Annotated in this window: 22 protein-coding genes, 1 tRNA gene and 1 other RNA gene; 18 read left to right on the top strand and 6 right to left on the bottom strand. The window is 43.9% G+C overall.

Annotated features, from left to right (window positions below; all coding sequences use genetic code 11):
• Positions 1 to 13: 13 nt before the first annotated feature.
• Genes AC13DA_RS08245 through AC13DA_RS08230 form a run of 4 tightly spaced genes read right to left on the bottom strand, consistent with a single transcriptional unit; the run spans position 14 to position 4,293 of the window.
• The gene (locus tag AC13DA_RS08245; protein WP_284451078.1) at positions 14 to 1,228 is read right to left on the bottom strand and encodes a UbiH/UbiF/VisC/COQ6 family ubiquinone biosynthesis hydroxylase; all 1,215 of its coding nucleotides are present in this window, start codon (positions 1,226 to 1,228) and stop codon (positions 14 to 16) included.
• Positions 1,225 to 2,430 carry a 2-octaprenyl-6-methoxyphenyl hydroxylase gene (gene ubiH / locus AC13DA_RS08240; protein ID WP_284451079.1) on the bottom strand — a complete coding sequence of 402 codons (1,206 nt, stop codon included), beginning with the start codon at positions 2,428 to 2,430 and terminating at the stop codon, positions 1,225 to 1,227. The genes AC13DA_RS08245 and ubiH overlap by 4 nt, the downstream gene beginning before the upstream one ends.
• 4 nt (positions 2,431 to 2,434) lie before the next feature.
• Entirely contained in the window at positions 2,435 to 3,745 is a 1,311-nt protein-coding gene (pepP, locus tag AC13DA_RS08235) for a Xaa-Pro aminopeptidase (protein ID WP_007146615.1), read from the bottom strand.
• Positions 3,745 to 4,293, bottom strand: a complete 549-nt coding sequence (locus AC13DA_RS08230) for a UPF0149 family protein (RefSeq protein ID WP_007146614.1) — start codon at positions 4,291 to 4,293, stop codon at positions 3,745 to 3,747. Before AC13DA_RS08230 ends, pepP begins: the two co-directional genes overlap by 1 nt.
• 152 nt (positions 4,294 to 4,445) lie before the next feature.
• Here AC13DA_RS08230 and AC13DA_RS08225 point away from each other — a divergent pair, with 152 nt between their 5' ends.
• The 4 genes from AC13DA_RS08225 to AC13DA_RS08210 all read left to right on the top strand — a co-directional run bounded on the left by AC13DA_RS08225 (position 4,446) and on the right by AC13DA_RS08210 (position 7,130).
• Entirely contained in the window at positions 4,446 to 4,655 is a 210-nt protein-coding gene (locus AC13DA_RS08225) for a TIGR02449 family protein (protein ID WP_284451080.1), read from the top strand.
• Positions 4,652 to 4,957 (top strand): cell division protein ZapA, encoded by a 306-nt coding sequence (locus AC13DA_RS08220; protein WP_273179884.1) that lies wholly within the window; start codon positions 4,652 to 4,654, stop codon positions 4,955 to 4,957. Before AC13DA_RS08225 ends, AC13DA_RS08220 begins: the two co-directional genes overlap by 4 nt.
• Positions 4,958 to 4,998: 41 nt before the next feature.
• Positions 4,999 to 5,181, top strand: a non-coding RNA gene (gene ssrS / locus AC13DA_RS08215) — 6S RNA.
• A 209-nt stretch (positions 5,182 to 5,390) separates the two neighbouring features.
• Complete coding sequence (locus AC13DA_RS08210; RefSeq protein ID WP_284451081.1) at positions 5,391 to 7,130, top strand: OFA family MFS transporter; 1,740 nt, start codon at positions 5,391 to 5,393, stop codon at positions 7,128 to 7,130.
• A gap of 66 nt (positions 7,131 to 7,196) precedes the next feature.
• Here the strand turns inward: AC13DA_RS08210 and aroE are convergent, their stop codons facing one another.
• Together aroE and hemB are read right to left on the bottom strand one after the other, a co-directional pair.
• Positions 7,197 to 8,024, bottom strand: a complete 828-nt coding sequence (gene aroE / locus AC13DA_RS08205) for a shikimate dehydrogenase (protein WP_284451082.1) — start codon at positions 8,022 to 8,024, stop codon at positions 7,197 to 7,199.
• A gap of 27 nt (positions 8,025 to 8,051) precedes the next feature.
• The gene (hemB, locus tag AC13DA_RS08200; RefSeq protein ID WP_284451083.1) at positions 8,052 to 9,065 is read right to left on the bottom strand and encodes a porphobilinogen synthase; all 1,014 of its coding nucleotides are present in this window, start codon (positions 9,063 to 9,065) and stop codon (positions 8,052 to 8,054) included.
• A gap of 159 nt (positions 9,066 to 9,224) precedes the next feature.
• Here hemB and AC13DA_RS08195 point away from each other — a divergent pair, with 159 nt between their 5' ends.
• From AC13DA_RS08195 to AC13DA_RS08130, 14 genes are all read left to right on the top strand, one after another.
• The gene (locus tag AC13DA_RS08195; protein ID WP_284451084.1) at positions 9,225 to 10,037 is read left to right on the top strand and encodes a carbon-nitrogen hydrolase family protein; all 813 of its coding nucleotides are present in this window, start codon (positions 9,225 to 9,227) and stop codon (positions 10,035 to 10,037) included.
• A gap of 163 nt (positions 10,038 to 10,200) precedes the next feature.
• A complete protein-coding gene (carA, locus tag AC13DA_RS08190) occupies positions 10,201 to 11,331 on the top strand; it encodes a glutamine-hydrolyzing carbamoyl-phosphate synthase small subunit (protein ID WP_284451085.1) in 1,131 nt (376 codons plus the stop codon).
• Between the two features lie 6 nt (positions 11,332 to 11,337).
• On the top strand, positions 11,338 to 14,556 hold the full coding sequence (gene carB / locus AC13DA_RS08185; protein ID WP_284451086.1) for a carbamoyl-phosphate synthase large subunit: 3,219 nt from the start codon (positions 11,338 to 11,340) through the stop codon (positions 14,554 to 14,556).
• Positions 14,556 to 15,032, top strand: coding sequence for a transcription elongation factor GreA (gene greA / locus AC13DA_RS08180; protein WP_007146603.1), 477 nt, complete (start codon positions 14,556 to 14,558; stop codon positions 15,030 to 15,032). Before carB ends, greA begins: the two co-directional genes overlap by 1 nt.
• A gap of 1 nt (position 15,033) precedes the next feature.
• The gene (locus AC13DA_RS08175; protein ID WP_284451087.1) at positions 15,034 to 15,498 is read left to right on the top strand and encodes a DUF4149 domain-containing protein; all 465 of its coding nucleotides are present in this window, start codon (positions 15,034 to 15,036) and stop codon (positions 15,496 to 15,498) included.
• Position 15,499: 1 nt separating this feature from the next.
• Positions 15,500 to 16,117, top strand: coding sequence for a 23S rRNA (uridine(2552)-2'-O)-methyltransferase RlmE (gene rlmE / locus AC13DA_RS08170; RefSeq protein WP_007146601.1), 618 nt, complete (start codon positions 15,500 to 15,502; stop codon positions 16,115 to 16,117).
• Between the two features lie 38 nt (positions 16,118 to 16,155).
• A complete protein-coding gene (ftsH, locus tag AC13DA_RS08165; RefSeq protein ID WP_040576611.1) occupies positions 16,156 to 18,057 on the top strand; it encodes an ATP-dependent zinc metalloprotease FtsH in 1,902 nt (633 codons plus the stop codon).
• 18 nt (positions 18,058 to 18,075) lie between these two features.
• Complete coding sequence (gene folP, locus AC13DA_RS08160) at positions 18,076 to 18,915, top strand: dihydropteroate synthase (protein WP_459076685.1); 840 nt, start codon at positions 18,076 to 18,078, stop codon at positions 18,913 to 18,915.
• Positions 18,908 to 20,254 carry a phosphoglucosamine mutase gene (glmM, locus tag AC13DA_RS08155; RefSeq protein WP_284451088.1) on the top strand — a complete coding sequence of 449 codons (1,347 nt, stop codon included), beginning with the start codon at positions 18,908 to 18,910 and terminating at the stop codon, positions 20,252 to 20,254. The genes folP and glmM overlap by 8 nt, the downstream gene beginning before the upstream one ends.
• 127 nt (positions 20,255 to 20,381) lie before the next feature.
• A complete protein-coding gene (gene tpiA / locus AC13DA_RS08150; RefSeq protein ID WP_273179903.1) occupies positions 20,382 to 21,167 on the top strand; it encodes a triose-phosphate isomerase in 786 nt (261 codons plus the stop codon).
• A gap of 6 nt (positions 21,168 to 21,173) precedes the next feature.
• Complete coding sequence (gene secG, locus AC13DA_RS08145; RefSeq protein WP_007146596.1) at positions 21,174 to 21,503, top strand: preprotein translocase subunit SecG; 330 nt, start codon at positions 21,174 to 21,176, stop codon at positions 21,501 to 21,503.
• A 23-nt stretch (positions 21,504 to 21,526) separates the two neighbouring features.
• Positions 21,527 to 21,611 (top strand) — tRNA-Leu (locus AC13DA_RS08140).
• Positions 21,612 to 21,767: 156 nt separating this feature from the next.
• Positions 21,768 to 22,358, top strand: coding sequence for an adenylyl-sulfate kinase (gene cysC / locus AC13DA_RS08135; RefSeq protein ID WP_482945891.1), 591 nt, complete (start codon positions 21,768 to 21,770; stop codon positions 22,356 to 22,358).
• Between the two features lie 10 nt (positions 22,359 to 22,368).
• Positions 22,369 to 23,331, top strand: a complete 963-nt coding sequence (locus AC13DA_RS08130; protein WP_482945890.1) for a DHHA1 domain-containing protein — start codon at positions 22,369 to 22,371, stop codon at positions 23,329 to 23,331.
• Positions 23,332 to 23,345: the final 14 nt, after the last annotated feature.

The following is a 23,345-nucleotide window of genomic DNA, read 5'->3' as shown; positions in this document are numbered from 1 at the left end:
CCTGATTTTTCAACTAGTGATGATCATGAAGGCGATGAGCTAATTTGGGAGTGGCAAAGGATCGACTTGCCGCTTGCTGCATAAAAAGGTTTTTTAGTAAACGGCTTTTATTGACCTGGCGTAGACCCAATTGACGTAACCATTTTACTGGGGTCAGAGAGTTAGTGAATACACGCTTAAACATATCCATACTCATTTGCATCAGCAGATTATCCGCATGTCGTTGTCGCTGATATTTTTGTAATGTATGTAACTGGCCAATATCTCGGCCTTGCTGGGCTGCAGCAATAATGACTTCAGCCAAGGTTGCCGCATCTAATAGACCAATATTAACGCCTTGCCCAGCCAGTGGATGAATTGTATGAGCAGCATCACCGACAAGAACTAAACCTGGTTTGATATAGGTGTCAGCATGGCGTAACTGTAAAGGGAAAGCATTGCGATGACTGATTTTTGTGACTTTACCAAGACGTTCTTCAAAAGCGATATTGAGCTCGTTGATAAACTCATCATCAGGCAGAGCCAATAAATGATCGGCATTGTCAGAGCTCAAAGTCCAGACGATAGAACACTGGTGACTATCTGCGAGAGGCAGGAACGCAAGAGGGCCTTCCGGTAAAAAGCGTTGCCATGCCGTCTGTTGATGTGAGGCTGTTGTAGTGACGTTGCATACCAAGCCTTTTTGTTGATACGTCCAGCCTTTCGTTTCAATGTCAGCGAACGCTTTTATGGCGGAATGTGCGCCATCAGCAGCGATGATCAGTTTCGTTTTCAGTGTACGATCATTGTCGAGATGAAGGTGCTGATGTTCAATAGCGATCGGTTTTACCGGTGTAATCACATCAATATTGGGCTGTTGCTGACATAGAGAGAAACTGGTTTGCTGCAATTGTCGGTTTTCGATAATGTGGCCGAGGTTAGCTGCTCCCATATCCGCACTATTAAAATGCAGTTCACTGCCTGCAGTTTCCCAGACTTTCATATCAGAAAATGCCGATAAGCGGGACGGCGGTAACATTGACCAGATATTAAGAGCTTTTAAAATATTCTCACTGCCCTTGGTTAAGGCGCTAACCCGGATATCAAAAGGGGCATCTTCAGCTAAAGTTTCAAATGTCTGCGCTTCAATCAGGGCAATACTAAAGTCACTGTGGCGCGATAATGCTAAGGCCAGACAAGAGCCAACCATACCGCCACCGACAATCGCAATGTCATATTCTTGTTTCATGTTAGTGGAACACCTCTGGCTAATTTCGGCTGTGCCTGCGCCAAGCCCATACTTTTTGTGGCAAGCCAGTGTTTCATCACTGGCATGGCGTCAACTAATGTCAGGCCTGCGCCTCGCAGATGACCCAAAACAGGGATATTGTTACTGAATAATTTGACCAACTGATCAGTGGATTTGACCACTTGATTCTGGTCTTTTTGGCGTTGTTCCTGATAGTTTTTCAGTAGTTTTGCATCACCGCAGTCTTCTGCGTTAAACAGATGTTCTGCTAATACGGCAACATCACGCAGTCCGAGGTTAAACCCCTGTCCGGCAATAGGATGCAGACTGTGAGCAGCATTACCAATAAATACGATCCTTGGCTGAACAGGCATATCCGCTTGCATCAGAATTAAGGGATGACTATTTCGCTGGCCGACACGAGTAAAGCGACCGGCACGATAGCCAAATTCGCTCTGTAATTGTTTCAGAAACGCTTGTTCTGACATCGCCAGCAACGCCTCTTGCTCACCTGACTTAACAGTCCATACCAGACTACTTCGTTTGTCAGTCATTGGTAACAAAGCCATAGGACCAGAGGCTGTGAAACGTTCGTATGCCCATCCCTGATGAGGTTTATCCGTAGAGATATTGGCCGTGACAGCAACCTGATTGTAATCTTGTTCCCACGCCCCTAATTTCAGGCAATGGCGGATAGTAGAGTCGCGGCCATCAGCGGCGACAATCAATTTTGTCTCTAATACTGCTCCATCACCCAAGGTGACCTTAACTTTATCAGTCTCAGTTAAGACACTCGTCACCGTGGCAGGGCAGAATAATGTCAGATTACTAAGTTTCAGTAATTGGCGGTTAAGACTGTGACCTAAATGTCTGGCAGTGATAACTTGCCCTAAAGCGGGCACCTGTTCTTGTTCAGCAGATAAGCGGGTAACGCCGAATCGGCCGCGTTCAGACACATGAATATGATGAATGGGGCTGGCATGCTGAGCAATGTGAGACCAGATACCCATGGTGTCAAATATGCGCTGTGAGCCATAACTAAGCGCAATACCCCGATCATCGTAACTGGGTTGTGAATCAGTCTCTAATGATTTGGCTTCAATAAGACCAATTTTTAACTGACTATTTTTTAATGCGATAGCAAGGCTGGCTCCCGCCATGCCTCCCCCCACAATGAGCACATCAAATACGCCGTGATTCACGTTTTTATATTGCCTCCGCCATTAAAGCTTCAATTTCATCAATTTCTTTGGGTGCCGCCTCAGTTAGCACTTCGCAGCCGTCCTTTGTTACCAACACATCATCTTCTATGCGAATGCCGGTGAAGTGCCATTTTTTATCAACATGAGCCTGATCACGTATGTACAGACCGGGTTCAACAGTCAAGACCATGCCCGGTTCAAGCAGTCGCCATTCGCCACCTACTTTATAATCGCCGACATCATGAACGTCCATACCTAACCAATGACCGGTGCGATGCATATAAAATTCGCGATAGGCGGCGTCTTCAATAAGTTGAGCGACATCGCCTTTCAGAATACCCAGATCAACCAAGCCTTGTGTCAGCACTTCTACCGCCACTTCGTGAGGCTGATTCCAATGATTGCCAGGTTTGACGGCCGCTATAGCCGCTTTTTGCGCATCTAATACCACCTGGTATAAGGCCGCCTGAGCTGGGCTGAATTTGCCATTAACAGGGAACGTCCGGGTGATGTCACCTGCGTAACATTCATACTCTGCACCAGCGTCTATTAATAACAAGTCGTTATTTTTCAGTTTGGCGTTATTTTCGATGTAGTGAAGGATGCAGCCATTTTCACCACCACCGACGATAGAAGGGTAAGCCGGAGAACGGCAGCCATGTTTCATAAATTCATGAATAATCTCGGCTTCGACTTCATATTCCCATTTGCCTGGTTTAGTAAATTGCATTGCACGAATATGCGCTTGAACAGAGGCTTTTGCCGCCTGTTTCATCGCTTTGATTTCCTGACTGCTTTTGAATAAGCGAAGCTCATTGAGGCAATGCTCTAACTCAATAATTTCAGTTGGTGAATGTTTTCCTGAGCGAGAGGCCTGTCGTAGGTGGTTTAACCAAGACACCATATGCTGGTCAAAGCTGGGTTGGTTTCCCATGGTGTAATAGACTTTTTCTTTGTCTTCCAGCAGGCCCGGTAAAATATCATCGAGATCGCTGATAGGGTAGGAATCGTCCGCACCAAAGTTATTTATGGCGCCATCCTGACCAGCACGGTAACCATCCCAGATTTCCTTGTCCAAATCACGTTCACGGCAAAACAAGATATATTCACCATGTTCTCGGCCTGGAATCAGCACAAGCACTGATTCAGGTTCATCAAAACCGGTAAGGTAATGAAAATTACTGTCACTACGGTAAGGGTAGTCAACGTCACGGTTACGGTTGGCGACGGGAGCATTCGGTAGCACGGCTATCGTGTCAGGCCCCATAATATCCATCAGGTGTTGACGGCGTTTGGCGAATTCTTTCTTTTGCATTAGTGTTCGGTAGCTTCGTCTGTAGGATCGGCAGGTTGTAACTCTCCATATAATAAAAAGAGTCCCATGCGGATGTATTCAACTAACTCTTCAAAGTTAGCACGTTCTTCTTCTGTATCTTCCACGTTTTCAAAGTTTACCTGGCTGATTTTGATCACATCGGTGACGTATTCCTGACAATCATCAGATAACTCGGTCTCATTAGTCATACCTGATGTACCGAGGCCATAGACTAGTCCCTGACACCAATCAGCCATCGCAGATAAACGCGAAACTATCGGAGCATTATCATCCGGAAGTTCAATCTGAAAATCGAAGTCGAGGCTGTTTAATGACTGAATGGTCTCGTCAAATAAATGTGTTAAATCTTGTTTTTCTTCTTCGGCTGGCGAAAAGTCTTCAAACAGCCGTACATACCAGTTTTTTCGATCAGCTAATGCATCCATACACAGCAAACCGCATAATGCGCCCTGGAGTTCTGCCAGGCTTGCCGGGCCATCACCTGTCTGATTATCGGGAGATAAGGATGGAAAATAGAGTTGTGACATAAAGTTAAAACCTGAATAATGACTAAAAAGATATCTTGTTCAATGTGATGCATTGGAACACAAATTGTTCCTATTATGACAGTTGTTGACCGAGTCGGCAGCGCACGTCTATAGTTAGGCTTTATTCTCGCACAGCGAAAGAACTCATATTAATGGATAAAAACGCGATACAACAATTGGAACAACAAGTGGATGAGCTACTTCGTACCAGTCGTCGATTGCGGGAAGAGAACATGTTGTTACGCTCACAGCAGACAGCATGGCTTTCAGAACGTACGCAACTGATCGAAAAAACCGATGTTGCTCGAAGCCGGATTGAGAAAATGGTTAATCGTTTGAGAGAATTGGATAGCGAATTATGAGTTCACCGGTAACCGTCACCATTCTGGGTAAGGAATATCAAATTGCTTGTCCTGAGGAAGAAAAAGAAGCGTTGATTGCGTCCGCAAAAATGGTCCATGACAATATGGAAAAAATCCGCCAAACCGGAAAAGTCGTGGGTGTGGATCGCATTGCTGTGATGGCAGCATTAAATTTAGCGCATGAGTTGCTTATTTTTAAACATGACGAAGGTCATGACATGGAAAAAGTAAACAATAAAATTCTACAATTGAAAGAGCGTGTTAGCGCTTTTCTGGAAGAAGATAGACAGTTAGAGCTCTGAAAAACTTGAGCTAAGCCAAGTTATTTTGCGTATCATTAGTTATGTCCCTGCGGTGCTCGATAGCGACATGTGTGTCTTGAGCCGATAAGCAAATGCTTAAGGAAACTGAAAATTAGAAGTTGAAAAACAAGCCCGCTTGACGGGAAGTTTGCCATCTTCATGAAGTTTCCCTCTTGAATCTCATGGTTCAAGAACCCCCGTCGCACCGACACTGTGGGGCTCAATTTTCCCTTCATCCTCACCTGATCCTAATCATAAAAAAGAAGCCGGTCATTATCGGTGGGGATGTTTTTCTTAGTCTGTTTATACGCCACTGTAAATAATCTCTGAGTCGCTTTTTTCGGCTTTTTTGCTATGGCGGTTCCGTCTTGATGAATAGTTGTGATATGTTGCTGAAAAACATAATAACTATATCTAGAGAGGAATATTACTGATGTCATTGTTCGATAACCTAGCCGCTCGGCTATCCAAGAAACATATCATCGCCAACCCCGGATTTAATCGCTGGTTAATCGCACCAGCATCTGTTGCTATCCATTTATGTATTGGTTCAGTGTATGCGTGGAGTATTTTTAATCCTGCATTAACCAAACAATTTGGAGTTGTAGCGAGTGCCGCCGATGACTGGAGCTTTTCATCAGTAGTCTGGATTTTTTCAACGGCCATTGTTTTTTTGGGTTTAGCTGCTGCTATTGGCGGTAAATGGCTGGAAGAAGTCGGACCAAGAGCCACTGGATTTCTCGCTGCCTGTTTATGGGGCGGTGGTTTTCTTGTTGGTAGTATTGGTATTGCCACACATGAACTTTGGCTTATCTATTTAGGTTATGGTGCTATTGGTGGCTGTGGATTGGGTCTGGCTTATGTCACACCGGTAAGCACACTGATTCGCTGGTTCCCTGACCGACGAGGAATGGCAACGGGGATTGCCATTATGGGATTTGGCGGTGGCGCGATGATAGGCGCACCACTGATAACTTACCTACTGCGTTTGTATTATCAGATGCCGGAATATCTGGGCAAAGTGGCGGATGTTAACCTGATAACAGAGGCAGGCAGACGTTATGCTGACGTCGCTGGCCAACAAGTTGAAGTGGTTATTGCTTCTGCTGCCGATATGTTAAAAACCCCGATTCCAGGGCCAGAAGGGGTGTATGTCGTCGGTACTGGTGATACTGGTGCTACAAGCGTATTTATTACTCTTGGCATTGTTTACTTCATCGTGATGACAATAGCAGCGTTTAGCTTCCGCGTACCAGCAAAAGACTGGAAACCTGAAAACTGGACTCCTCCGGCTAAAAATGAATCAACAAAAAATCGTCTGATTACAGATAATCACGTTCATATTGATCAAGCATTAAAAACTCCTCAGTTTTATCAACTATGGATCGTCTTATGTTTTAACGTGACAGCAGGGATCGGGGTGATTGGTGTCGCAAAAACCATGATTACCGATATCTTTAGCCCTAGCTTGCCAGGTATCGTCGACGCCAGTTTTGCTGCCACCTATGTGTTGATGATCAGTGTCTTTAATATGTCAGGCCGTTTTTTATGGTCGACAGCGTCTGACTATATTGGCCGTAAGAATACCTATCATTGCTTTTTTGTTCTGGGCGCATTGCTGTATTTATCTATTCCTTATATTGCAACGCAAGCAAGTGTGAGCCCTAGTGTGACCGCATTAGTCATGTTTTATGCGGTAACCATGATTATCTTCACAATGTATGGTGGTGGTTTTGCCACTATTCCTGCTTATCTGGCTGATATTTTCGGTACGATGCATGTGGGTGGCATCCACGGTCGTTTATTAACCGCTTGGAGCACGGCAGGTATTTTGGGGCCTTATGTCATTACGCATTTACGCGAAAACTCGCTGAATAAAGTGCTACATGAATTAGCTGCCAAAGTGGATCCGGCAGCCTTTTTACAAAAATTCGGGGCGAGTATCGATAATCTTGATCAATTGATCGCGGCAAAAACGGTGTCTATTTCGCAGTTGATGGAAATTGCACCGGCAGGCACTTTGGATCCAACGCCTAGCTTGTATAACTCAACCATGTTCGCCATGGCAGGACTATTGATCATTGCCTTTATTGCAAATTTATCTATCCGTCCGGTAAGAGACAAACATCATGTTCACAATACGCATCCGGAATTAGCGCAAGAGCATAAATAGTTTTGAATGCTTTCAGAATAAATAAAGCCTGCTTTTGCAGGCTTTATTTTTTAGAGTAGGGTGCGCTCAGCTTGTTTGCATATCGTCTCGAAGTTTTTGCATGACTGAACCAGTGTCAGGTCTGATTTTTCGCCAGAGATAAAAAGCTTCGGCAGCTTGTTCAACAAGCATCCCTAAGCCATCTACTGTTTTACTGACATTATGTTTTTTAGCCCATGCAATGAAAGCGGTGTCGGTATTGGCATACATCATGTCGTAACAACAAGTTTGCTCAGTAAAAATGCTGGCAGGTAAATCAGGTACTTCCCCCTGTAAGCTTGCTGCTGTGGCATTGATAATCACGTCGAAGTGACTATTTACCTCACTAAAGCCACCTCCCTGAATCTGGCCTAAATCAGCAAATAGCTCTGCCAGTTTTTTCGCTTTGCTGGCGGTTCTATTGGCAATAAAAAGCTCAGCAGGCTGGTAGCTCATTAACGGCGCAATCACACCACGCGCTGCACCGCCTGCACCAATTAATAAAACCCGTTTATCTTTTAAGTTAACATCATGGTTTTCAAGATCACGACATAAACCAATGCCATCAGTATTGTCTCCAAACATCGAACCATTATTTTCAAACATCAGGGTGTTTATCGCACCGGCACGTTGAGCACGGTCCGATAAATTGTCTGCCAGCTCCCATGCCTGTTCCTTAAATGGAACGGTAATATTAATGCCTTTTAATTTCAGAACATCACGTAGTTGCTGAAGACTTGGAGCCAGCGAGTCCAGTGGCACTTCTATTGCGGTGTATTCAATATCCTGCTGACATTGTTTGGCAAACTCCGCATGAATAAAAGGTGATTTACTATGTTTAATCGGGTGGCCGATAACGGCATATTTATCTGTCATAGATATAGCTAATAAATTTCTTGAGAATCAGATCCCAGCTTTCAGCCGCTGAGCAACATCTTTGGCAAAATAGGTCAGAATGCCATCAGCACCAGCGCGCTTGAAGGCAAGCAGACTTTCCTCAATCACCGCATCTGATAACCAACCGTTTTGAATCGCCGCTTTTAACATGGCGTATTCACCGCTGACCTGATAAACATAGGTCGGCTTTTTAAAGGTCTCTTTGACACGGTATAAAACGTCAAGATAGGGCATTCCTGGTTTGACCATCACCATATCAGCCCCTTCCTGAATATCTAATGCGACTTCATGCAAGGCTTCATCACTGTTGGCCGGATCCATCTGGTAGGTAAATTTGTTACCACTGCCTAAATTACCTGAGCTGCCTACAGCATCACGAAATGGTCCATAAAAGCTGGAAGCATATTTGGCTGAGTAAGCCATGATGCGCGTATGAATGTGACTGTTGAATTCCAGTGCATCGCGAATGGCGCCAATTCTGCCATCCATCATATCGGAAGGTGCGACAATTTGAGCACCAGCTTCGGCATGAGACAGAGCTTGTTTAATCAGCACATCGACAGTGTGATCATTCACGATATAACCATCATCATCGAGTAAACCATCCTGGCCATGTGTTGTGAAAGGGTCTAATGCGACATCGGTCATAATACCAAGCTCAGGGAATTCTTTTCGTAATGCACGGACGGCTTGTTGAACAAGGCCGTCAGGATTATAGGCTTCACGTGCATCTTCTGTTTTTTTCTCAATAGGCGTGACAGGGAATAAGGCCATCACTGGCACACCAAGCGTATGAATGGTTTCAGCTTCTTTTAGAAGAAGATCAATACTAAGCCTATCCACGCCAGGCATCGATTTTACTTCTTCACGCTGATTAGAACCTTCCAGAACAAAACAGGGGTAGATTAAATCATTAACCGTCAGCACATTTTCCCGCATTAAACGTCGAGAAAAATCATCTTTACGCATTCTTCTGGGGCGTTGGTTGGGGAAACCACTATTGATTATTGATTGTGTCATGGCTGACCTCATTGATTACACATTAAACACTCCAATATACCCAAGCAATCCTAATGTCACCAGTGATTTTCTAATGTGTCTGGCATGAGTTTGTGTAGAGCGTATTTTTGTTATATTTTCGCTAAAGGGGATTAACCGTATAAAAGATAAGGTGATGTGATGGTAATTGATGTGGGCATCGTGCAGATGAATTCGTCCGAAAGCTATGAAGATAATCTGGCTTTTTCTGAGCATATGATTGCAGAAGCCGCTGAGCGAAAGCTCAATCTTTTAGCCTTTCCTGAAACCTTTCTCTATGTCGGTAATGACCATTCAGCGAAGCATGATGTGGCCGAGAAACTGGAAACGGATATCCTGCCTCGCTTTAGCCAGCTTGCCAAACAGAGTAACTGTGCTCTATTGCTGAGCAGTGTGTATGAAATCACTGATGAAAACAGTGGAAGGTTGTTCAATACGTCTATCTTCATCGATCGCGATGGCACTGAAAAAGCCCGCTATCAGAAAATTCATATGTGTGACGCCGTTCCACTGGGGTATATGGAATCAGCCGGCATAAAGCCGGGTAGTAAAACAGTGGTGATTGATCATGAGCTGGGTCGGCTGGGATTTAGCATTTGTTATGACTTACGTTTTCCGGACTTGTTTCGATCACTGTCAGACAAAGGCGCTGAAATTATTTTTGTTCCGGCGGCATTTTTTCTCCACACAGGCAAACATCACTGGTTACCGCTGTTAATTGCAAGGGCTATCGAAAATCAGGTCTATATTGTTGCGCCGAATCAGTGGGGGAAGCATTATGGTGATCGCATTTCATATGGTAGTAGCGTCATTATTGATCCCTGGGGAAGTATCCTGTGCTGTGCGCCTGAAAGAGTCGGTCTCACCCTGAGTCGAATTGATATTGAGTATCTGCGTCAGGTTCGGTCGAATATGCCGCTACACACACATCGCAGACCGGAACTTTATATATAGAATCCTAGATACACTTCAGGAAATTGAAATAGTTAGCACTAGCGCCAGAGGATAATCGTTTTTAGCGTGGACTCGACCGGCTGTTTTGCGATAAAATTGCAAAGATTTTGTCTGGGGAGAACGTCATGTTTGCCCCATTATTTTTATCTGGTGGAGGTTTCCCTTGCGAACGAGTGCGTTACTTGCTCTTGAAGACGGCACGGTTTATCACGGCGAATCGATTGGAGCCATTGGCCAGTCAGTCGGTGAAGTTGTTTTTAACACGTCAATGACTGGCTATCAGGAAATCCTGACCGATCCTTCTTATTGTCGACAAATAGTCACATTAACCTATCCTCATATCGGAAATACCGGTGTTAATGATGAGGATGAAGAATCTGACAACGTTTACGCAAGTGGACTTATTATTCGAGAACTTTCTCCTGTTGTAAGCAGCTGGAGAAGTGAACAAGCATTGGATGCTTACCTGGTCAAACACAATATCGTCGGCTTGGCAGGTATTGATACACGCTCACTAACACGTTTGATTCGTGAAAAAGGGGCGATGAAAGGCTGCATCGTCGCAGGTGATAACATTGACATTGAAGCGGCTATCGCTGCTGCAAAAGGCTTTCAAGGTTTAAAAGGGCTGGATCTTGCCAAAGAAGTCAGCACAAAAGAATCTTATGTCTGGGATGAGGCCTGCTGGCATATTGATGGTCAGTCTCAAGCGGCTGAACCGAAATATCATGTGGTGGCTTATGACTATGGTGCCAAGAAAAACATTCTGAGAATGTTGGTTGAGCGTGGTTGCAAGCTCACCGTTGTGCCGGCCCAAACCCCTGTTGAAGAAGTCTTGGCACTTAATCCGGATGGAGTATTCCTGTCGAATGGTCCTGGCGATCCTGAACCCTGTGATTATGCGATAAAAGCGATTCAAACGTTGCTGGAAAGAGATATCCCGACTTTTGGTATTTGCCTTGGTCACCAATTGTTAGGTCTCGCCTGTGGCGCCAAAACAGTCAAAATGAAGTTTGGTCATCATGGTGCTAACCATCCTGTGCAAGAGCTGCTGGCGGGATTGGTTATGATTACCAGCCAGAATCATGGCTTTGCCGTAGATGAAGAAACATTGCCAGACACATTAACAGCAACGCACAGATCATTATTCGATGGCACCTTGCAGGGTATCCACCACGTCAGCAAGCCAGCATTTAGTTTCCAGGGACATCCTGAAGCAAGTCCTGGTCCGCAAGATGCAGCTCCTCTTTTTGATCACTTCATCGATCTACTTGAACAAGCAACGGGTAAATAACACACGATGGCTAAACGTACTGATATTCAAAGTATTCTGATTCTGGGTGCAGGACCGATTGTTATCGGTCAAGCCTGTGAATTCGATTATTCTGGTGCACAAGCGTGTAAAGCGCTGCGAGAAGAAGGTTATCGTGTCATTCTGGTGAACTCGAATCCAGCCACGATCATGACTGACCCTAATATGGCTGATGCCACTTACATCGAACCGGTTACCTGGCAAGCTGTAAGCAAAGTCATTGAAGCAGAACGTCCAGATGCCATTTTGCCTACTATGGGCGGACAGACAGCGCTTAACTGTGCATTGGATCTGGAAAAACACGGTATTTTAGAACAATTCGGTGTCGAAATGATCGGTGCTGATAGTGAAGCTATTAACAAAGCTGAAGACCGTGACTTATTCCGTGAGGCCATGCGTAAAATTGGTCTGGATATGCCGCAGTCTGATATTGCGCACACGCTTGACGAAGCCTTACAGGTTCAAGAAAAATTTGGTTTCCCAGTGATTATCCGTCCTTCTTTTACTATGGGCGGTAGTGGCGGTGGTATCGCTTATAATAAGCAGGATTTTATTGAAATCTGTCAGCGTGGTTTATACCTCAGCCCAACATCTGAATTACTGATTGAAGAGTCAATCATTGGCTGGAAAGAGTATGAAATGGAAGTGGTGCGTGACCGTAAAGATAACGCCATCATTATCTGTTCCATTGAAAATCTGGATCCCATGGGCGTACACACAGGTGACTCAATCACCGTTGCCCCTGCTCAAACTCTGACAGATAAAGAATATCAAATCATGCGTAATGCCTCTCTGGCAGTATTGCGTGAAATTGGTGTGGATACCGGTGGTTCAAACGTACAGTTTGCTGTTAATCCAGAAACAGGTCGTCTGATTATCATTGAGATGAATCCACGTGTCTCGCGTTCTTCAGCCCTGGCTTCTAAAGCCACAGGTTTCCCTATTGCGAAAGTCGCTGCAAAACTGGCAGTAGGTTATACGCTGGACGAATTGCAAAACGAAATTACCGGTAACGCAACACCGGCTTCGTTTGAGCCAACAATCGATTACGTGGTGACAAAAGTACCGCGCTTTACGTTTGAAAAATTCCCACAGGCTGATAACCGTCTAAGTACGCAGATGAAGTCTGTCGGTGAGGTGATGGCTATTGGTCGTAACTTCCAGGAATCATTACAAAAGGCTTTACGTGGCCTTGAAATTGATCGTGATGGTTTGACAGAAGTGATTGACCTGACTGAGGAAAATATAGCAGAAACATTACGCCGTGAGCTGAGCTTACCGGGTTCAGATCGTTTATGGTACGTAGCAGATGCCTTCCGTTATGGTTTCAGTTTTGATGAGATTCAAAAGCTGACTCATATAGACCCATGGTTCCTGATTCAAATTGAAGAGTTGGTGACATTAGAAAATCAACTTAAAGAACGCTCGCTTAACGATATTGATCAGCAGGAAATGTATGCCTTAAAACGCAAAGGTTTCTCTGATTCACGATTGGCTAAACTGTTACAAAAAACAGAAAAACAGATCCGTGAGTATCGTCAGGCCATGCAAGTACGTCCTGTCTATAAACGTGTTGATACCTGTGGTGCTGAATTTGCTACTGGCACGGCGTATATGTATTCAACTTACGATATGGAATGTGAGGCCAACCCAAGTGATCGTGACAAAATCATGATTCTAGGTGGTGGTCCTAACCGTATCGGCCAGGGTATTGAGTTTGATTATTGCTGTGTTCATGCGGCATTGGCATTACGTGAAGATGGTTATGAAACCATCATGGTCAACTGTAACCCAGAAACAGTTTCAACAGATTACGACACTTCAGATCGTCTGTATTTTGAGTCTTTGACGCTGGAAGATGTATTAGAAATCGTTGAACTGGAAAAACCGAAAGGGGTGATCGTGCAGTTTGGTGGTCAAACACCGTTGAAACTGGCACGTGCGCTTGAAGCTGCGGGTGTTCCTATTATCGGAACATCACCAGATGCCATTGATCATGCAGAAGATCGTGAACGTTTCCAGCAAATGGTTGAAAAACTAAACTTGTTACAACCACCAAATAGACTGGCCCATTCTGTTGATACGGCTGTCGCATTAGCATCGGAAATTGGCTATCCCTTAGTGGTACGTCCCTCGTATGTATTGGGTGGACGCGCGATGGAAATCGTTTATAACGAAGAAGAATTACAACGTTATATGCTGAATGCGGTGAAAGTATCGAATGAATCACCCGTTTTATTAGACCGTTTCCTTGATGATGCTATTGAAGTCGATGTAGATGCTATCTGTGACGGTAAAGATGTGCTGATTGGCGGCATTATGGAACACATTGAACAAGCTGGTGTCCACTCTGGTGACTCTGCTTGTGCCTTACCGCCATATAGCCTGAGTCAGGCAACACAGGACCAGTTGCGTGAGCAAGTACGTCAAATGGCGTTAGAGCTCGGCGTAAAAGGTTTAATGAATACGCAGTTTGCCATCAAGGGTGATCAAATTTATATTCTTGAAGTCAATCCACGTGCGTCACGTACCGTGCCGTATGTGTCGAAATCCATTGGTGTGCCGTTGGCCAAGATTGCTGCGAGAGCCATGGCTGGTCGTTCACTAGTGGACCAAGGCGTAACGAAAGAGGTCATTCCTTCTTATTACTCTGTTAAAGAAGCGGTATTCCCATTCATTAAATTCCAAGGCGTTGATCCTATTCTTGGCCCTGAAATGAAATCTACGGGTGAAGTCATGGGGGTTGGCAGAACATTTGGTGAAGCTTTTGCAAAATCACAGTTAGCCGCTTCAGTTGTACTGCCTACTGGAGGCAAAGCCTTTATCAGTGTGCGTGAGGCTGATAAGGTAGCTGTTATACAAATTGCGAAAGACTTGTCCTCACTTGGTTTCGCATTGCTCGCTACACGAGGCACACAGCGTGTATTAGAAGAAGCGGGTGTGAATTGTGAGCCTGTGAACAAAGTCGCGGAAGGTCAACCTCATATCGTCGATATGATTAAAAATGATGAAATTGACTTGATTGTGAATACGACCGAAGGTCGCCAATCTGTTGCCGATTCAAGAGAAATTCGTCGTGCAGCACTGCAGCATCAAGTCAACTATACGACAACATTGGCAGCTGCTAGAGCCACTGTTCAAGCATTAAATAGCGAAGATATTGGCTCAGTAAACAGGCTGCAATCTTTGCATGGAGAGTTAAATTAATGGCTGTACCTATTACTTCACGTGGTGCTGAAGCACTTAAAGAAGAATTAAAACACCTGAAGATGGTGGCAAGGCCTGAAGTGGTTGCGGCTATTTCAGAAGCCCGCGCACATGGTGATTTAAAAGAAAATGCGGAGTACCACGCAGCAAAAGAGCAGCAAAGTTTTATCGAAGGTCGTATTCAGGAATTGGAGTCGGTATTGTCTAATGCTCAGATAATCGACCCGGCTACTTTGCCTAAAGAAGGTCGCGTGGTATTTGGGGTGACAGTAACCTTATTAAATATAGATACTGATCAGGAAGTGAAATATCAGATCGTAGGTGACTATGAATCTGATATTAAATTAAATCGTATTTCTGTATCTTCGCCTATTGCACGTGCACTGATTGGTAAAGAAATTGATGATGTAGCAACAGTGCAAGCGCCAGGCGGTAATATCGAATATGAAATTATTGATATAGGTTACGAGGCGTAGAATGCTGTCTGGCTATTCAGGTGAACGATTACTTTTGACCCTTTGGATTGGTTCATTATGGTCGATAGGATATTTAGCTGTACCAATGGCCTTTGCGAATTTAGAACTTACAATTGCTGGTGATTACGCCGGCAAATTGTTTTATGCCGTCAATATTCTAAGCCTTATAAGTGCTTGTATTTTGTTGATAAGCCGGTTATTTGTTTTTGGTGTCACCACATTTCATCGCTATTGGCGAAGCTGGCTTATTTTAGCCATGTTAATAATGAGTGTTGTCTTCCTGCTTTTTATTCAGCCTGATATGGCATCGATAAAATTATTAGACTGGCGTGCAGATCCTGTATTAACTGAACGGTTCAATACGCTGCATAAACTAAGTGAGAGTATATACATGTTAATGAGCTTACTTGGTTTGATGTTAGTATTGACTTCAGACAAGCGTGCAGAAGCAGAGCAAACATCCTGATATGGCTAGAAGTAAATCAAGTCAAAGCTGGTTAAAAGAACATTTTGATGATCAGTATGTCAAACAGGCTCAGAAAGAAGGCCATCGTTCACGTGCGACTTTCAAATTAAAAGAAATTGATGATAAAGATAAACTCATTCGTCCTGGTATGAGTGTCGTTGATCTTGGCTCAGCACCTGGCGGTTGGTCCGACTATGCCTTAGCTAAGGTTGGCGATAGTGGTAAAGTCATCGCACTAGATATATTAGAAATGACCCCTTTGACTGGAGTACATTTTATTCAAGGTGATTTCCGTGAAGACGATGTACTAGATGAATTGAATAAAGTATTGGATGGTCGGCAAATAGACCTTGTATTATCGGATATGGCCCCCAATATGACAGGTGTAGGGTCGATAGATCAGCCTTCAAGTATGTACTTGGTCGAGTTGGCTTTAGATTTTGCATTGAATAATTTAAGTAAAAGCGGCTGCTTTCTTGTCAAAGTGTTTCAAGGCGAAGGATTCGAAGCTTTTTTGAAAGAAATGAGAGACAACTTCACGAAAGTTGTTACCCGTAAGCCGGGGGCTTCTCGAGCGAGAAGTCGTGAAGTTTATTTGTTGGGGCGTGGTCTCAAATAACATTTAATGGTAACCAGAGGTACCTTACATTGAATGACATGATGAAAAATATTGTTTTGTGGGTAGTCATCGCCGTTGTGCTGATGTCTGTTTTTAATAATTTTGGTCCACAAAGTAATGATTCAGGCAGCATGGATTATTCTAGCTTTATCAGCAACGTGAAAAACGGGGCTGTAGCCAGAGTTGATATTCAGGGCAGAACCATTTCAGGTGAACTGACAGATGGTAGTAAATTCACGACATATAGTCCTGATTACGATCCCGGTTTGATTGGTGATTTATTAGATAATGGCGTCACCATCAAAGCGGAACCAGCAGAAAAAACCAGCTTACTGATGCAGATCTTTATCTCATGGTTCCCAATGCTTCTATTGATTGGTGTCTGGATTTTCTTTATGCGACAAATGCAGGGTGGTGGCGGTAAAAACCCCATGTCATTCGGTAAAAGCAAAGCGCGCATGCTTAACGAAGATCAAGTTAAAGTCACCTTCAAAGATGTCGCTGGTGTAGAAGAAGCCAAAGAAGAAGTGGCTGAACTGGTTGATTTTCTGCGCGATCCAAGCAAGTTCCAGAAACTGGGTGGTCGTATCCCTCGCGGTATTTTGATGGCCGGCTCACCAGGTACAGGTAAAACCTTACTGGCTAAAGCCATTGCAGGTGAAGCTAAAGTACCGTTTTTCTCTATTTCTGGTTCTGACTTCGTTGAAATGTTTGTTGGTGTGGGTGCGTCGCGTGTTCGTGATATGTTTGAACAAGCGAAAAAGCATGCACCATGTATCATTTTTATTGACGAAATTGATGCTGTAGGTCGTCACCGTGGCGCCGGTATGGGCGGAGGTAATGATGAACGTGAGCAAACACTTAACCAATTATTAGTAGAAATGGATGGTTTTGAAGGTAATGAAGGTGTCATCGTTATCGCGGCAACCAACCGTCCTGATGTACTTGACCCTGCATTATTACGTCCAGGCCGTTTTGACCGTCAGGTCGTGGTACCGCTGCCTGACATTCGTGGTCGTGAACAGATCCTCAATGTGCATCTGCGTAAAGTACCAGCCGCTGATGACGTCGACGCAAGAGTGATTGCTCGTGGTACACCAGGCTTTTCTGGTGCAGACTTAGCTAACTTGGTTAATGAAGCGGCATTATTCGCTGCTCGCGGTAATAAACGTCTGGTTGGCATGGAACAACTTGAATTGGCAAAAGATAAAATCATGATGGGTGCAGAACGACGCTCCATGGTGATGAATGAAAAAGAGAAAGAGTTAACGGCTTATCATGAGGCTGGCCATGCCATCATTGGTCGTTTAGTACCGGGGCATGATCCTGTCTATAAAGTCAGTATTATTCCAAGGGGTAGAGCATTGGGTGTGACGATGTTCTTACCGACAGAAGATAAATACAGTTACAGCAAACAGACCTTAGAAAGCCAAATTTCAAGTTTATATGGTGGTCGTTTAGCTGAAGAGCTTATCTTTGGTCAGGAAGCGGTGACTACCGGTGCGTCCAATGATATCCAACGTGCCACTGAGCTCGCTCATAATATGGTCACTAAATGGGGGCTTTCTGACAACATGGGACCATTGTCTTATGGTGAAGATGAAGGCGAAGTTTTCTTGGGCCGCAGTGTGACTCAGCATAAAGCGGTGTCTGATCTGACAGCGAAACAGATCGATGAAGATGTAAGACGTGTTATCAACCGTAACTATGATCGTGCAAAACAATTGCTGATTGATAATATGGATAAATTGCATACCATGGCTAAACTATTAATGAAATATGAAACCATTGATAGTGATCAGATTGATGCCATTATGGAAGGTCGTGAACCGGGTGAACCAAAAGATTGGACTGATCGTTCATCTACACCACCATCTGGTGATACAGAGTCTGATTCTTCAGAAACACCTTCTGGCAAACCAGCTGATCAGCTGCATTAAAAACCAGGAAGTAATTACGTGATTTTTGATTGCGCGGGCAAGTCCTTGGACTTGTCCGTTCCTCGTATTATGGGCATCGTAAATGTCACTCCTGATTCATTTTCAGATGGTGGCAAATTCCTTAATCGTGATGCAGCCCTCAAACAAGCTGAAAAGCTTATCGTCGAAGGCGCGGATATTCTAGATATCGGCGGTGAATCTACACGACCTGGCTCAGATATCGTGGCAGAGCAAGAAGAAATCGAACGAGTCGCACCGGTCATAGAAATGATAAGTGCGGAATTCGATATTCCTATCTCTATCGACACAATGAAGCCTGGAGTCATGAGAGCAGCGGTGAAGGCTGGTGCTGGGCTCATCAATGATGTGAATGCTTTGCGAACTGAAGGCGCACTGGCAGCCGCTGTTGAGCTAAATGTGCCAGTCTGTCTAATGCATATGCAAGGCACACCTCAAACCATGCAACATGAACCTCACTACACTGATGTGGTTGCTGAAGTGAAAGCGTTCTTGTTGGAACGCGTAGATACCTGTCTAAACGCAGGTATTAAAGCTGAACAGATCATGCTTGATCCTGGTTTTGGCTTCGGTAAACGTGCCCGCCATAATCTAAGGCTGATGAAACATTTATCCAGTCTGACGGATTTACCTTATCCGGTTTTAGTTGGCGTTTCACGTAAGTCTATAATTGGCGATATGTTAAAAGTCAGTGTAGATGAACGATTAGCGGGGAGTTTATCACTTGCTTCAATCGCGACATGGTTGGGTGCAAAGCTCATTAGAACTCACGATGTGAAAGAGACGCTCCAAGCCGTAAAATTAAGTCAGGCAGTTATGCAGGTAGAAGATTTTGACTAAACAAAGACGTTATTTTGGAACAGACGGCATCCGTGGTCGTGTTGGTGATGGTGCTGTCACGCCGGACTTTGTATTAAAACTCGGCTGGGCGGTTGGTAGAGTCCTGGCGAAAGAACGTAACAGCAGGGTCATCATTGGTAAAGATACCCGTATTTCGGGATATATGTTTGAGTCTGCCTTACAGGCTGGCCTATCTGCTGCAGGCGTTGATATTTATTTACTAGGGCCCATGCCTACTCCGGCAGTTGCTTATCTAACTCGTACTTTTCATGCTCAAGCTGGCATAGTCATCAGTGCTTCGCATAATCCTTATCATGATAATGGCATTAAGTTTTTTTCGGCGCAGGGGACAAAATTACCTGATGAAATAGAGCTGGAAATCGAGGCGATGCTGGAACAACCATTAAAAACGGTTGATTCTACCCGTTTGGGTAAAGCACATCGTATTGGTGATGCGGCAGGTCGTTATATTGAGTTTTGTAAAAGTACCATACCAAGTGGCATTGATTTAAGTGGACTAAAACTCGTTGTTGATTGTGCGCATGGTGCTACCTATCACGTTGCACCTGATGTCTTTAAAGAGTTGGGCGCTCAAGTCATTGTTATGGGCGCTGAGCCTGATGGATTTAACATCAATCTAAACTGTGGCTCGACCGAACCGCGACTTCTACAACAAGCTGTGCTTGAGAATAAAGCCGATCTGGGCCTTGCCTTAGATGGTGATGGTGACCGTATCATTATGGTCGATCATCGTGGCGAAATCGTCGATGGTGATGAATTATTATTTATCATTGCCAGAGCAAGACAACGTATTGGCGCAAGTATGCCTGATGTTGTTGGCACCCAGATGTCAAACCTTGGCTTAGAACATGCGCTGGCGAAATTCGATATGTCACTTCATCGGGCAAAAGTCGGTGATCGTTATGTCATGGAAAAACTGCAACAGGTCGGTGGTTTACTGGGTGGTGAAGCATCTGGTCACATCATTTGTCTGGACAAGACATCAACAGGCGATGGCATCGTTGCAGCACTGCAAGTGGTTGCAGAAATTCAGCAAACTAACAATAGTCTGCATGAGTTACGATCTGTCGTAACAAAATATCCTCAACATTTGATTAATGTCAGAGTCAATAAAATGATTGATCTGAATAAAAATGCTGAGATTAACCAAGCCATTGCATCGGTAGAGAAAAGACTGGGTGATGAGGGGCGGGTATTACTCAGAGCCTCAGGAACTGAACCGGTTATTCGTGTCATGGTCGAAGGCATTGATGCCACATTAACCAAACAACTGGCTGAGGAACTTGCCTCTGTAATTGAGCAGGAGCTGAAAAATTAAATGAGATGTTTTGATATTAGCTGAGTCTTATTCTGGTAATTGGTTAGCCAGAACTATTTCATACATTGCTTTATCCATAGTGGGTATGTAGTCTGATGTTTCATTTTATATTGAAAGAGAGTGTTAAGTGCGTAAACCACTAGTCGCTGGTAACTGGAAAATGAACGGCTCTAGTGAGAGTAATAAAGCACTACTTGAAGGCATACTCTCTAAAGCCGATACCTTTTCTGATATCGAAGTCGCGTTATTTCCGCCGTCTGTTTACCTGCAACAAGTACAATCTGCCCTTACAGGTACAGGTTTAGCTTGGGGGACGCAGAACCTGTCTCAGTTTGAGAAAGGGGCTTACACGGGCGAAATTTCGGCGAGCATGCTGGTAGATTTTGGCTGCAAATATGTATTAATAGGCCATTCAGAAAGACGCTGTTTATATGCTGAGTTAGACCTGGATCAATGTCTACTTGACCGTATTATCGCTGAAAAATATGAAATGGCAGTCAGAGCGGGCATTACACCAATTATATGCATTGGGGAAAGCCCTGACGAACATGCTGTTGGTCGTACCGAAGAAGTGGTGTTGCGATTACTCGATACTGTTATTGCGCATCAGGGCGTTGAAGGGCTCGCTCATACGGTTTTAGCATATGAACCGGTATGGGCTATCGGCACAGGCCGCTCAGCCACGCCAGAATGGGCGCAAGACGTACATAGTTTTATGCGACAACGTGTAGCAAAACACGATAAAGAGATAGCAAAAAATATAAGAATACTTTACGGAGGCAGCATAAAAGGTAATAATGCTGCGCCATTGTTTCTACAACCTGATATTGATGGTGGACTTGTCGGCGGGGGATCACTCGACGCCGATGAATTTGTTAAAATATGTCAGGCCGCAGTTTTAAAATTAGGTTAACAACACATGCACGCGATTATTCTCACAGTTCATATTATTGCCTGTCTTTTGCTGATTGGATTTGTTCTGATTCAGCACGGTAAAGGCGCTGATGCAGGTGCTGCATTTGGTGGCGGCGGTGGCGGTGCTTCAGGTAGTCTGTTCGGCAGTCAGGGATCAGCTTCATTTTTAAGCCGCGCCAGTGCGATCTTAGCGACTATTTTCTTTATCACCAGCCTGACACTTGCCTATTTTTCTGTGGAAACACCCGGAAAAGCAAAAAGTGTGACTGAGTCTGCGCCAACAACAGAACAAAAAGTCGATAAAACACCTGCAGATTTGCCTGAATTACCGTAGAATACGCAACCTTGATTACCCTTGCCGACGTGGTGGAATTGGTAGACACGCTATCTTGAGGGGGTAGTGCCTTCGGGTGTGCCGGTTCGACTCCGGCCGTCGGTACCATATTAAAAAGCCTGACTAATGTCAGGCTTTTTTTTGCCTATAAACTTTAGTAATAACGAAATAATAAACTTACATCAAGTGTACTAGGAATAATTGGTGAGGTCGGTAATATCTACTTCAATATATTACTTATTCGGATAAGGAATTTTTTTCATTATGAAAAATATCGTCTGGCATAAACACAAGGTAATAAAGTTAGATCGATCAAAACAAAAAAAACAAAAACCCTGTATTTTGTGGTTTACAGGCCTGAGTGGTGCAGGTAAATCTACGGTTGCAAATGCTGTAGAACAAAAGCTATTTGAGCTGGGACATCACACTTATTTACTTGATGGCGATAATGTCAGGCATGGGCTAAATAAAGATCTGGGATTTTCTGATGCTGATCGTGTTGAGAATATCAGACGAATTGGGGAAATGGCTAAGCTATTTGCTGATGCTGGTCTGATTGTCATGAGTGCTTTTATCTCACCGTTTCGCAGTGATAGGCAAATGGTTCGTGATCTTGTTGAAGAAAAAGAGTTTGTTGAAGTTTATATCTCTACACCTCTCAGTACATGCGAAGAGCGTGATCCCAAAGGTCTCTATAAAAAAGCCAGAAGTGGACAGATAAAAAATTTTACCGGCATTGATTCCGATTACGAAGTGCCACACCATCCTGAAGTAACACTCAATACAGCTGAACTCAATGTAAATGAATGCGTTGATATAGTCATTTCGTATTTAAAACAAAACGAGCTTATTTAAAGTAAAGCTAATGACAAACTTTGATGTTTTTAATGGTGATGCTGATGGGATTTGTGCGTTAGTTCAATTGCGATTAGCTAATCCCATTCGCTCTGAACTAATTACCGGGGTTAAACGAGATATAAAATTACTGAGTAGGGTCGATGTAGAAAAAGCCTCCCAAGTAACAGTATTAGATGTTTCAATGCAAAAAAATCATGATGCACTGCTGAATCTGCTATTACATGATGTCGATGTGTTTTATGCCGATCATCACAACCCAGGAGAGCAAATAAGTCATCCTCGTTTACAAGCACTGATTGATATGCATCCCAATAAATGTACTGCGTTGATAATCAATGAGTACTTAAATAATGCCTATGAATTATGGGCGATAACGGCGGCTTTTGGTGACAATCTCACAAGTGTTGCTGAAAATTATGCAAAAAAAATCCATCTTGATGAAAGTAAAATAATTAAACTCAAAACCTTGGGGCAGCATATTAATTACAATGGCTATGGTGCCAGTATTGATGATTTATTCTTCGCGCCTGATGAGTTGTATTCGTGTTGTGTTAACTACCGCTCACCTCTAGATTTTATTGATGACAATGCTGAGATAATTGAGACTCTGGACTCAGGCTACAACTCAGATTTGGCACAGGCAAAACAACAAAAGCTAAGCTATGAAAATGAGATGGTGGGAGTAATCACACTACCTGATGATAAATGGGCAAGGCGTATTAGTGGTACCTATAGTAATTATTTAAGCAATCAATTTCCTTCGCGGGCACATTTAATTCTCACTGAAATACCTGATTCATCTGCTTATGTGGTAAGCATAAGAGCACCCAAAATACGTCAAGAAGGAGCTGATTATATTGCAGGCCAATTTGACACTGGTGGAGGCAGGAAAGCTGCCGCGGGTATTAATTTCTTGAATGAAGATGAGTTACCAAGATTAATATCTCTCATAGAAAATTACTATAACTAGTCTCTATGAGAGCT

The sequence above is a fragment of the Methylophaga sp. F-2 genome (assembly GCF_056859315.1).
Note: the sequence above shows the minus strand (reverse complement) of the source record. Positions and strands in the feature narration are given on the sequence as shown.